Here is a 12,496-nt window from a genome sequence, read left to right on the forward strand (position 1 = left end):
TGCTTGAAGCTGATCCAGACGATGAATCTCTGGCAGTTTTTGAGATAGCTGTAAAAGCAAATAGAAGTTGAAGAATCTATGTTATGGCATTCATCACTTCCAGCCTCCATCTCCCATCTTCCAGCTTAATAAGAAAAACATTGTTCAACCATAAACAAAAACGTTATGAAGATTTTGAAAATAGCTGCTGTAACTGCAGTATTTGCGGCCCAGTTTACAATGGCCCAGTTTAAACAGACTCCTTTACCATATGCTTATAATGCATTGGAAGGTTCTATTGATGCCCAAACGATGGAGATTCATTATTCAAAGCACGGGGCAGCCTATGCCAGTAACTTGAATAAAGCAATCACAGGAACACCACAGGAGAAACAAACTCTGATTCAGATCCTTTCTGAAACATCAAAGTTGAGCCCTGCAGTAAGAAATAATGCCGGTGGACATTACAACCATGAGCTTTTCTGGACGATTCTTACCCCGGAAAAAAATACCCGGCCATCAGCAAAGTTAGCTAAAGCAATTAATGAAGCTTTTGGGAGTTTGGAAGCCTTCAAAGAAAAAATGAGCAAGGCAGGTGCAGACCGTTTCGGTTCCGGCTGGGCATGGCTTTCTGTGGATAAAAATGGAAAACTGTTTGTTTCCTCAACACCGAACCAGGATAATCCCTTAATGGATATTGTGGAAGAAAAAGGAACTCCTGTTCTTGGAATTGATGTTTGGGAGCATGCTTATTATTTGAAGTATCAAAATAAGAGAGCGGATTATCTTACAGCTATCTGGAATGTTTTAAACTGGAAAGAAGTAAGCAGAAGATATGATGAAGCTTTGAGCAAGAAATAAACTCATGAAATTAATTTACAGTATACTCTTTACTTTCTATATGGTGTTCAGGCCTCTGATCCCCATGGTAGAGTATGCTGTAAATTATAACTATATTGTTAATACCCTGTGTGTTAATAAAAGCAGGCCGGAGATTCATTGCAACGGAAAATGCTACCTGAGCAAAGAACTTGCAAAAGCAAGTGATTCCGACAATTTACCATTCAATAAAACAAAGAATTCCGGACAGAAAATTCTGGATATCTATATTCTTCCGGAAATCACAGTGGTTTCTCTCACGGAAAAAATTCATTTTTCCAATTTTAATTTCATCTATAAAACAGCGTATTCCTTTCTGTTTCTGAAACACATTTTCAAACCCCCGGTGTTTTAAGTTATACTTCCCTATTAAACGACAAAAGCCACAAAGTATCTTCTTAATCCTCATCAGTTTTTAAGATCATTGCTTTGAATGAAAAGCCCGCTTAAGCTGAAAATCTTTGATTTTCAAAAACTTAGGTGCTCTTCATATGCACAAAACGTAGCACTTACAATACCTTAAGTGTAAAAATTGTTGTGCCTTTTGTGGTAAAAAAAGAATGTTTTCATATTCAAAACAGTGCTATTGCACAAATTCAAATTGTATTCAACTTAAAAATCAACAATGAAAATTTATAAATTTTTATCCCTATTCTTTATTGTCTTTACTTTATTTTCTTTTTCTTCATGTGGAAGCCGGATGATGATGATCCACAGGATACAACCCCTGGAAATCTTCAGATAAAATTCGAAAACGGATTTAATAATCTGGGAGATATTGTGCTAAACCAGACGGTACAGACTTCTTCTCAGGGGCAGAAACATTATTTTTCCGCTTTAAAATATGTCATCAGTAACATTGCCCTTATTGATGAAAATGGAAATGAATTTAAATACAATGAAAATAATCCCGATAAAGGAGCATTTATCATTGATCAGGCCGATGCCGTTGCAGGGATCGTCTATCTGAACCTGGACGGAATCCCTAAGAATAATTATAAAAAAATAAGATTCGGATTGGGAATCAGCCAGAATGCCTATTTATTAGGGCAGGACGGTCAGGCTGAGTTTTGGGGTAAAGCAAAGCAGAAAGGAATGTCATGGTCCTGGGCAGCAGGCTATGTTTTTGTAAAATTAGAAGGAAAATACGGAACCGGTTCTCCCGCTGCGGAATTTATGAACCATACGGGAAATATGGGAAAGGTAGCAGCTAACAATACCCCTGATCTTTACCGGGAAATTACGTTGAATTTACCAACAACTGCACGAGTGACAGGCCAGATCAGACCTTCCATTCATATTCTGGCAGATCTGAACCAGTTTTTGAGCGGAGATAAGCCTTTAACCCTTACCTCTGCGAATGATATGATGATGGGCTCAAGCCAGCATTTGGCAGATGTAACCAATAATCTTACAAAAATGTTTAAAGTAGATCACGTTCACAATGACTAAGGCTTTCATAAAAACAGTATGGATCATGGCGGCCCTGGTGCTGACCTGTGTTTCTTGTTCTGATGAGGTGATCCAGCCATTGGAAAAAGATGAAGCGTATACCCTTCAGTTTCCTTCCTATTTTCCGGAAATGACTTTTGACCAGTCCGTGAATCTGGTTACCAAAAATGGGGTAGAGCTGGGGCGGAAACTTTTTTACGAAGGGAGACTTTCCCGGAATAATACCATTTCATGCGGTTTTTGCCACATCCAGGAAAATGCTTTTACCCATCACGGGCATACCGTAAGCCATGGGGTTGATGATAGGACCGGAATCAGGAATGCTCCCCCGATTCAGAATATGGCATTTCTGAAAAGATATATGTGGGATGGGGTGATTCACAATTTAAATGAACAGCCGATCATTCCGATGACAGATGTGAATGAAATGGATAGCTCCATGCCGGAAGCGATTTCAAAAATAAAAGATGATCCGAAATATAAAAAGCTTTTCAGTGCAGCTTACGGTGATGAAACCGTTACAGGAGAAAGAATCCTGAAAGCCCTGTCACAGTTTATGGCATCCATGATTTCTGCAGATTCAAAATATGACCGGTTCAGGCAAGGAAAAGAAAGCTTTACCTCAGAAGAATCTCAAGGGATGGCGCTCTTCAATCAGAAATGCGCTTCCTGCCACAGCGGAGAACTGTTTACCGATGAGAGCTTCCGGAATACGGGAATGTATTACAATACACAGTTTAAAGATGCAGGACGCTATCGGGTAACCCTGGATCAGAACGACTGGATGAAATTTCGTGTGCCGGGTTTGAGAAATGTAGAATATACGGCCCCTTATATGCATGACGGAAGATTTTATACATTGGAAGCTGTGCTGAATTTTTATACCGACAGGGTAGAGGATAATCCGAATCTGGATCCGCAGCTGAAACAGAATAATCACATCGGAATTGTAATGAACAGCAAGGAAAAACAGTTGATCATTGCTTTCTTAAAGACGTTATCCGATAAAAGTTTTATATCCAATCCAAAATTTGCAGAATAATTTAAAAAGACATGAAGAAATTCATTTTCATCATAAGCATGATTCTATGTACGATGAGTCAGGCCAAAATCATCAGGGATAGTGCTTATATCCCCCAATATCATTTTAGTACAGACGATTTTTATGACGACTGCGATGCCTGCGGTTGTGCAGCCGGCAACGGATCGTCAGGTTTTGAATCTTTATTAAATCCACAGTTTATCGGGATCAAATATTTTGCACAGCATTATAAAGCCAAAGAAAATTTATTTGTTAAAGATCTTACCCAGGATCAATATTTCAATACCTTACAGCTTTGGGGTAAAATTCCGGTAACAAAAAAACTGAGTCTATATGCGAGTTTACCGTTCCATTTTCACGAGAAGAAGACCCTGCAGGGGGATATCAGAATTAATGGGATCGGGGATCTTAACCTGATGGGAATTTATCAGCTTATCCATTCTGAAGACAGCTTCCATCAGCTCAGTGGTGGGCTGGGAGTGAAGATCCCTTTAGGCAGGTTTGATGAAAAAGGAATATCGGGAGTTAATCCGAGTTTCCAGCTGGGAACAGGAAGTTGGGATTATCAGGCAGCACTGAATTATAAATTTCAGAAGAATAAAATTGCTGTCATGATTAATACGGATTATACCCTTAAAACGGAAAACAAAAAGAATTACCGCTTTGGGAATCAATGGAACTATGCCGCAACAGGATTTTATCAAATCACGGGAAATGAAAAAACCATTTTCTCAGCTAAGACCGGTCTTCAGGGAGAAGTATATGTACAAAATAAACAGTTTAATGAAGCGCTGCCCAATACTGCAGGAAGTGCATTGTATGGAAAGCTCGGTTTTGAAGCCTCTTATAAAAAATTCAGCCTGGGAAGCGAAGTGATGCTCCCGGTATATACCCATCTTGCCGGAGGAGATATTGAAGCGAAATCCCGTTTCAGTATTTTTCTGAATATTGGGATTTGACCTGAAAGAATAATATACTTGCTTGGAAATAGGCTGTCTCCATCTAGAGACAGCCTATTTGTCATAGAAAATAAAGTATGGTATAAAAGAGACTGAATTCAGAGAATAAAACTTGTGTTAAAAATTAAGCATGAAAATGACTGACAGCTTCCGGATCAGCTTTAATAACCTTACACTTAAATCCGCTTTTATCGTCATCCTTTTTATAATATTGTAAATCATTTTGTTATTTAGGCTATGTATTATTAATTTTCTATCTTTGCCGAAATTTGGTGAGCCATAAAAAGCTCTTAAAAGGGAATCCGGTGAAAATCCGGGACAGACCCGCTGCTGTAAGCTCCACACCAAAGTTTTTGAAGAATATATCCACTGTTTTTTTAATGGGAAGGATTTCAAAAACGGAGTAAGTCAGAAGACCTGCCAGAAAATAATCGTTTGACGCTTTCGTGGAATAAAGCTTAGGACATCAATGATTCTGTGCAGTGGCTGCTGTGCTTGGTCGTTGCTTTCTTATATCCCATTAGCGTCATCATTATCCCTAAATGAGCTAATGGTGGCAAAACTAACTACATCTCAACTTCATAAAGTTGTTTTCACAATATTGGTGTTAACATCTCAATTTGTGTTTTCCCAAACAAAGAAAAAAGACAGCCTGAAAGAAGAGGCTATCAAAGCGGTCAATCTCTATAAAAAGAATTTTAAAGAAATCCTTCCGGCACAGACGTTACAGGGAGAAGACCTTGAAAGGCTGAACAGCCATTCAGTAGCAGATGCCCTGCGGTATTTTTCCGGTGTTCAGATCAAGGATTACGGTGGAATGGGAGGGTTAAAAACTGTTAATATCCGAAGCCTCGGAAGCCAGCATGTGGGAGTTTTCTATGATGGAATTCAATTGGGGAATGCCCAAAACGGGCTTGTTGATCTCGGAAAATATTCTTTAGATGATCTGGAGGAAATTTCACTATACAATGGCCAGAAAAGTGAGATTTTCCAGCCTGCAAAGGACTTCGGGTCCTCAGGATCTATTTATTTACAGCCCAGAACACCTGTATTTAAAGGAGCCGGGAAGACGAATCTTGTTGTGAGGGCGAAAAGTGCTTCTATAGACCTTTTCAATCCATCATTCCGGCTGGAACAGAAAATTTCAAAAAGGGTTTCAGCAAGTTTCAGTGCTGAATTTATGCAAAGTGACGGAATCTATAGGTTCCGTTATGCTAAAAAATATCCTGACGGCCAGCAGGCCTATGATACCATAGCGAAGAGGCGGGACTCTGATATCAAAGCAAAACGTTTTGAGACTTCTCTCAATGGAACGGTAAATAACGGAAGCTGGAATATAAGAGGATACGGCTATATTTCAGACCGGGGAATGCCGGCACCTATTGTCAATAGCCGCTTTAACGGCAGAGGTGCGAGATTGTCAGATGAAAATTACTTTATACAGGCTAACCTGAGAAAAAGCTTTTTCCAAAATTGGAAACCCAGCTGAAAGCAAAATTTGCCTATGACTATACCCATTTTCTGGATACCGTTCGCTCACAGTTTATTATTCCTTCAAACAATGTTTATATCCAGCGGGAAGTATATCTCTCTTCATCCAATTTATATTCTATTACGCCCAATTGGGATGTCAGCCTGAGCGGAGATTTCCAGTACAATAATCTGGATGCCAACTTAGAAGACTTTTCTTATCCTACGCGGTATACCTCATTGGTGGCTTTGGCAACCACCTATCAGTGGAACAGATTCAAAATTCTGGGAAGTCTGCTGGGAACTTTTACTTTCGAAGAAGTAAAACGGAATAAAAGGCCTGAAGACAGAAGTGAATGGACTCCTGCCGTATTTATGAGCTATCAGCCTGCAAATGTACCTGAGCTTACCCTTAGAGCTTTTTACAAAAGAATTTTCCGGCTGCCTACTTTCAATGACCTGTATTATACCAATATCGGCAATACCTATCTGAAGCCGGAATTTACGAATCAGTATGACTTTGGCTTTACGTATCAGAAGAAGTATAATAATCCTGTTTTAAAAGCTTTTTATGCTAAAGTGGATGGTTATTACAACAGAGCAGAGGACAAAATCGTAGCGGCTCCGAATGGAAGTATGTTCCGCTGGCTGATGATGAATCTTGGACTGGTTGAAATCGTTGGAGCTGATGTGAATCTGCAGGCAGAGCTGCAGGTTGGAAAAGTAAAGATCAGGCCGTTGCTTTCTTACACCTATCAGAGTGCAAAAGATATGAGTGATCCTGAAGATACCTTTTATCGCAATCAGATTCCTTACACCCCGTGGCACAGCGGATCATTCACCCTAATGGCAGATTATAAAGACTGGAGTTTCAATTACAGTGCAATATATGTTGGAGAACGATATGATGTGAACCAGGATAATATTCAATATAACTATGTACAGCCTTGGTATACCTATGATCTGTCTGTTCAGAAAAAATTTAATTGGTCCAATCACCAGTTTAAAGTAAGCCTTGAGATGAATAATATTTTCAACCAGTATTATGATGTAGTGATCAATTATCCGATGCCGGGAAGAAATTTTAAACTCATTCTAAACTTCACCTTATGAGAAAACTAAACCTTTACCTTTTATTTTTTGTATTAGCTTTTCTTACTTCCTGCCGTACAGATGATATTATTATCCGCCAGGAAGTGGTGGAAGGGCTTGCTCCTGTAGAAAATACCGCGATAAAAGGCTTTTATATGCTGAATGAAGGGAATATGGGAAGCAATAAATGTACTCTTGATTTTTTTGATTATACCAAAGGAACCTACTACCGGAATATCTATGCGGAAATAAATCCAAACGTGGTTAAAGAGTTGGGAGATGTAGGAAATGATATTAAAGTCTACGGCAGCAAACTCTACATTGTGGTCAATGTTTCCAATAAGATTGAAGTTCTGGATGCGAAAACGGCTAAACGTATCACTTCAATTCCATTGCAGAACTGCAGATATTTAACTTTTAAAGATGGAAATGCCTATGCGAGCAGCTATGCCGGCCCGGTAGATATTAACCCTAAAGCTCCCAAAGGAAAAGTAGTGGAGATTGATACCGTTTCCCTTTCTATTAAACGTGAAGTAACGGTAGGCTACCAGCCTGAAGAAATGGAAATTGTAGGAAATCAGCTTTTTGTTGCCAATTCCGGAGGCTATATGGTTCCCGACTATGACAGAACAGTTTCCGTGATAGATTTAAACAGTTTTACAGAAACCAAGAAACTGGATGTTGCCATCAATCTTCACCGTCTGAAGAAAGATAATTACGGCGACCTGTATGTAAGCTCAAGAGGAGATTATTACAACGTTCCTTCCAGCTTATACCTGATTGACGCATCTACAGGAGCCGTCAAAAAGGATTTTCACCTCGCAGTCAGTGAAATGACGATTGTGAATGATAAACTTTATTTCTACGGAAACGAATTCAATTACAACACACACAGCTATAAAAAAACCTTTGGGATCATTGATGTTAAAACAGAACAGATCATAGCCAACAGAATTTTTGACCCGCAATATGAAACCGCCATCAAAACACCTTACGGAATTGCGGTAAATCCTGTTACGGAAGACCTCTATATTACAGATGCCAGGAATTATGTAGCCATGGGTTTTGTGTATTGTTTTGATAAAAACGGACATTTTAAGTGGAAAACCGAAGGCGGAAATATCCCGGCACACTTCGCTTTTTTATATAAATAATAAAACTTTGAGACATGAATAGAAATATTTTTAATTACTTAAAAATCGGGTTTTTATCATTTTCCCTGATAGGAATGATAGCCTGTAAACATGATGATGAAGATGATTTTAACTTTAATGGTCTTAAGGATTCTTATTCCATTGAACGTTTTAAAGTATTGAGTATCCCCACCAATGTTTCAGGGACTTTTACGTGGAGTATTAATGACTCTATCATTTCCCAAAGCTCAGAACTTGAGTTTATCAGTCCTAAGGCAGATAGCTTTCCCCTGACCTTAAAAATTATCAATAAAGGAAACGAAAAGGTGTATCATTCCAAAATAATTGTCACCAAAGAAACCGGAACGTATAGTAAATATATAGCCAAGGTATTTGATTTCCGTCCTGCTGTAGGGCAGTTCATGAATGAAATTCCGGAATATGAGCCTGGAAACACGGCAATGGATATGCTTCAGAAGGCTAAAGAATCGCTGGTAGGTTCCAATTCTACCATGATCAGCTTAGGGGGATACGGAGGCTATGTTGTTTTTGGCTTTGATCATACCATTCCCAATCTGGATGGCAGGGACTTTAAGGTTCTTGGGAATGCATTTTTTGGAAATGGGGCTAATGATCAGCGTTCAGGTTCCTGTGAGCCGGGAATTGTTATGGTGGCCTACGACAGGAATAAAAACGGAAAGCCTGATGACAATGAGTGGTATGAAATTGCAGGCAGTGAGTATTTTAAAAATACAACGGTAAAAAATTACAGCATTACCTATTATAAACCTGATGAGAATAAGGCTCAGGTGCCGGGCAGTGAATTTTGGCAGACGGATGTAGAATACATCAAGTGGCAGGACAATCTGGGAAACCAGGGTTTTAAAACTAAGAATACCTTTCATGCACAGAGTTATTATCCTTTATGGCTTTCAGAGGCATCTTACGGCTTTTCCGGAACCAGGCTTGCCAACAATTTTTATGATCAGAGCGGTACCGGATCCTACTGGGTAGGAAAATCGTATGATTTCGGATATGCAGATAATGCTCCGAATAATGACGAGGCCTCCAATATTGATATTTCCTGGGCTGTTGACAGAAACGGCAGGTATGTGAAACTTCCGGGGATTGATTTCGTGAAAGTGTATACGGGAGTCAATCAGGAAGCTGGCTGGCTGGGTGAAGTTTCTACTGAAGTAGCCGGAGCTTATGACTTACATTTCAAATAATATTCAGTAATACAATATATTTAAATTAATAAAAAATGAAAAAGTTTTATCTTTTTATGATGCTTTTTCTGTTTGCATGCGTAACGAATGCACAGATAAAAGTTCAGGGAGTACCTAGAAATGATATTTCAGGGATCAGTAAACTTAACACGACGACGATCAGTTTCTCTGATATCCAGTATTGGGTAGGCACAGGAGCGAACCAGGCCGCTTTTGTAGTACAATGGAATGACAGTAAAAACCCTGATGCTCTGGTTTGGGGATTCAGATGGGATGGAAACGCAACAGGAGAAGATATGCTAAAAGCGATTGCCAAAGCAGATCACAGGTTATTCACATTACTTTACCAGGGAACACAGTTTGGATCTGCAGTTGGTGGAATAGGTTTTGACCTGAACGGCCAAAATACCAACGCACTGATCAAAAACGGAAACAGCACTTATCCGCTTTATCCGGTGAATGGTTACGTAAATACAAATGCCTATGACTTTGACAGCTATACTATTGCAGATGCGGCTAATGATCACTGGCAATCCGGGTGGACCGTTAACGGCTACTGGGCTTATTGGGTAAAAAATCCTGCAGATACCGATTTTGGATATTCTAATGTAGGGGCTTCGTCACGTACCCTGCAGAATGGGTCATGGGATGTTTGGAATTTTAATGTCGGATTTACAGAGGCTCCGATTTCTTCTACGATTACACCGGTTTCTCCTTACGTAACTTCCACTAATTTTACCAACGGATACTTTATGGTCAATGAAGAATGGTTTGGACACACCAATGGTTCTGTAAATTTTATCGATAATAACGGTCAGATCAATTACCGAGTGTACAGCAATGTGAACAGCAACCAGGCATTTGGAGCCACTACCCAATATGGAACCATCTACGGAGATAAATTCTATTTTGTTTCAAAACAGGCTGCCGACGGAGGAGATACCCAATATACGCCCGGAGGAAGACTGGTGGTAGCCAACGCACATACCATGCAGAAAATAGCCGGCTTTAATAATATTGGAGGCGGGGACGGAAGATCATTTGTAGGAGTAAATGAACATAAAGGATATATCGGAGCTTCCAACGGAATTATTCTTTTTAATATTGATAATTTACAGGTCGGCAGCTTAATAGCCGGGACAGGCGGCAGCGGGCAGATTGGAAACATGATCCGTACTTCACAATATGTATTTGCCGTAAAACAGGGAGCCGGAATTTTAGTTATTGATCCTGCTACAGATACCGTGATCAACACCATTGCCGGAGGTTTCTATTCTGTTGTTCAGGCGAAAGACGGAAGTGTATGGGGAATCCAGGATCAGAAACTGGTGAGTATTCATCCTACCACTTTTGCAACGCAGGCTTACGCTATTCCAACCACGAAGTATATTGGCGACTGGGGAGCCTGGAATGCAGGTAAATTTACAGCAAGTAATAAGGAGAATTCTTTATATTGGATCAATTCAATCAGCAGCTGGAGCTCAGGAACGCAGATTGTGAAATTTAATGTGACCACTAAAACATTTAATGAATCTTTTGCGGCCATTCCTGGACAGACAGGACAGTTTAAACAGATTCCTTACGGATCTGCCCTCCGTGTCAATCCTGCTACCGGTGAGCTTGTCCTGAATACAACTGAAAGCGGATATGGTGCCCACTATCAGAAAAACTGGATCCATACATACGATATGAATGGAAACCTTACCAATACCAAAACATTGAATGATTATTACTGGTTCCCGGCAATAACGGTATTTACCAATAATACGGTGCCTGTAGTAAGTACAACGTTGCCTTCACAGGTTACAGCCGGAAATATTACGACAATTGACCTGAAAACAGTGGTTTCTGATGATGATAATATTGTGGCATCGATTGTGAAATCTATTCAGTCAAACAGCAATCCTACAGCCGTTTCTGCATCTATTAATACCAACGATGAACTGATATTAACCCCTCTCAGCCAGGGAATATCTGATATCGTGATCAGCTTCAACTCAAATGGTAAGGTGGTTGAAAAATTAATTACCGTAAACAGTGTAGGGTCAACTTTAGCCACTGCTGAAGTGAAAAAACTTGAATTCGGAATTTATCCAAACCCGATTACGGATATCCTTACCATCAAAACGCAGGAGAAAATATTGAATGTTTCTATTTATGATGCTTCTGGTAAAATGATCAGTGCACCGCTTAACAATGGGCAGATCAATGTAAGTATGCTTCCGAAAGGGATGTATATTTTGAAAGCTGTGACAGATAAGGCTGTATATCAGCAAAAACTTATTAAGAACTAATTTTTAGATCACTCATCTTGTTTCATTATGCCCCAGCCGCTTGGCCGGGGCATTTTTATGAGGGCAGTAAAGGTTTTATCATCGGCCGGTATATTATAAAAGAAAAAGTGCCCATAAAAAACCCGGCAAGCTTTTAAAAAGCTTGCCGGGTTCGATTTGTTATGTATTTTCTTATTTGATCATGATTTTTCTGGAATAAGATTTCCCTTCTTTTGTTTTCAGGGTCATGATATAAATTCCTGGAGATTGTCTGGAATTAAATGTATGATCTGTTAGCCTGGAACGGTATACTTCTTTGCCGGAGGTATTGGTTAGCGTAACCTCCGATCCTTCTACAGGAACTTTCCTGTCCAGAGTAACCTGCCCTCCATCCGAATGAGCCATGAGATTGATAAAAGGATCTTTGTACTGATATGCATAATACACCCGCAGTTCACCGCCCAGATTAAGTAATCCTGAGTTTACATTTATTTTAATGCGGTCAAAAGGAATGTTCATAGTAAGTTCAATTTCACCTTTGCTTGGGTCTGCGCTGCCAAGTTGAAGAATGTCATTGTTGAGATTCTGATAATCATTGTTGGAAACATCGCCGTTAAAAGTTTCAATGGATACACCTCCCAGCACCTGTGCAGATAAAGGAGTTCCGTTTGAACCAATTCCAATGACAAGTTTGTTGGTATTGGCTGCAATATTGGTAGTCGGGAAAATCAGTGTCTGTTCCGTTCTGGCCAGCAGACCTACTGATACCTGTAAGGTAGAATAGTCGTTTTCGTTGCTTCCTACGGCATTTTCTGGGTTCAGTACTCCGCAGCCAATGCAAATTCCGTACACCTGGTTGGTTTGGCTGCTTGCATACGTTTTCACGATCTGTGCAGTAGACATAGAATTCATCAGGAACAAAAATGATGCAGACAAGGCTGCTTTGATAGCACGCTGTCTCAATAATAAATTGGTTTTCATATATAAA

General features: G+C 39.7%; 11 protein-coding genes and 1 riboswitch. Of the genes, 10 read left to right on the forward strand and 1 reads right to left on the reverse strand.

From position 1 onward, the window contains the following. Window positions 1–165: 165 nt before the first annotated feature. From MUW56_RS12280 to MUW56_RS12325, 10 genes are all read left to right on the forward strand, one after another. A complete protein-coding gene (locus tag MUW56_RS12280) occupies window positions 166–840 on the forward strand; it encodes a superoxide dismutase (RefSeq protein ID WP_292013475.1) in 675 nt (224 codons plus the stop codon). A 4-nt stretch (window positions 841–844) separates the two neighbouring features. After that, window positions 845–1,213 carry a hypothetical protein gene (locus MUW56_RS12285; protein WP_292013476.1) on the forward strand — a complete coding sequence of 123 codons (369 nt, stop codon included), beginning with the start codon at window positions 845–847 and terminating at the stop codon, window positions 1,211–1,213. 332 nt (window positions 1,214–1,545) lie between these two features. After that, complete coding sequence (locus MUW56_RS12290) at window positions 1,546–2,310, forward strand: MbnP family protein (protein ID WP_292013477.1); 765 nt, start codon at window positions 1,546–1,548, stop codon at window positions 2,308–2,310. After that, a complete protein-coding gene (locus tag MUW56_RS12295; protein WP_292013478.1) occupies window positions 2,303–3,352 on the forward strand; it encodes a cytochrome c peroxidase in 1,050 nt (349 codons plus the stop codon). Before MUW56_RS12290 ends, MUW56_RS12295 begins: the two co-directional genes overlap by 8 nt. Before the next feature lie 11 nt (window positions 3,353–3,363). After that, window positions 3,364–4,311 carry a transporter gene (locus tag MUW56_RS12300; protein ID WP_292013479.1) on the forward strand — a complete coding sequence of 316 codons (948 nt, stop codon included), beginning with the start codon at window positions 3,364–3,366 and terminating at the stop codon, window positions 4,309–4,311. 253 nt (window positions 4,312–4,564) lie between these two features. Next, window positions 4,565–4,751: riboswitch (cobalamin riboswitch) on the forward strand. Between the two features lie 182 nt (window positions 4,752–4,933). Further along, window positions 4,934–5,800 carry a TonB-dependent receptor gene (locus tag MUW56_RS12305; protein ID WP_292013480.1) on the forward strand — a complete coding sequence of 289 codons (867 nt, stop codon included), beginning with the start codon at window positions 4,934–4,936 and terminating at the stop codon, window positions 5,798–5,800. Next, window positions 5,785–6,894, forward strand: a complete 1,110-nt coding sequence (locus MUW56_RS12310) for a TonB-dependent receptor (RefSeq protein ID WP_292013481.1) — start codon at window positions 5,785–5,787, stop codon at window positions 6,892–6,894. The genes MUW56_RS12305 and MUW56_RS12310 overlap by 16 nt, the downstream gene beginning before the upstream one ends. After that, window positions 6,891–8,027, forward strand: coding sequence for a YncE family protein (locus MUW56_RS12315; protein WP_292013482.1), 1,137 nt, complete (start codon window positions 6,891–6,893; stop codon window positions 8,025–8,027). Before MUW56_RS12310 ends, MUW56_RS12315 begins: the two co-directional genes overlap by 4 nt. A 14-nt stretch (window positions 8,028–8,041) precedes the next feature. Continuing rightward, window positions 8,042–9,235, forward strand: coding sequence for a cell surface protein (locus tag MUW56_RS12320; protein WP_292013483.1), 1,194 nt, complete (start codon window positions 8,042–8,044; stop codon window positions 9,233–9,235). A gap of 35 nt (window positions 9,236–9,270) precedes the next feature. Further along, the gene (locus MUW56_RS12325; RefSeq protein ID WP_292013484.1) at window positions 9,271–11,529 is read left to right on the forward strand and encodes a DUF5074 domain-containing protein; all 2,259 of its coding nucleotides are present in this window, start codon (window positions 9,271–9,273) and stop codon (window positions 11,527–11,529) included. 171 nt (window positions 11,530–11,700) lie between these two features. On the opposite strand, the gene MUW56_RS12330 is transcribed toward MUW56_RS12325, so the two are convergent. Beyond that, window positions 11,701–12,489, reverse strand: coding sequence for a T9SS type A sorting domain-containing protein (locus MUW56_RS12330; protein ID WP_292013485.1), 789 nt, complete (start codon window positions 12,487–12,489; stop codon window positions 11,701–11,703). Window positions 12,490–12,496 lie beyond the last annotated feature (7 nt).

The organism is Chryseobacterium sp., assembly GCF_022869225.1.
In the GTDB taxonomy this organism is placed as follows: Bacteria; Bacteroidota; Bacteroidia; order Flavobacteriales; family Weeksellaceae; genus Chryseobacterium.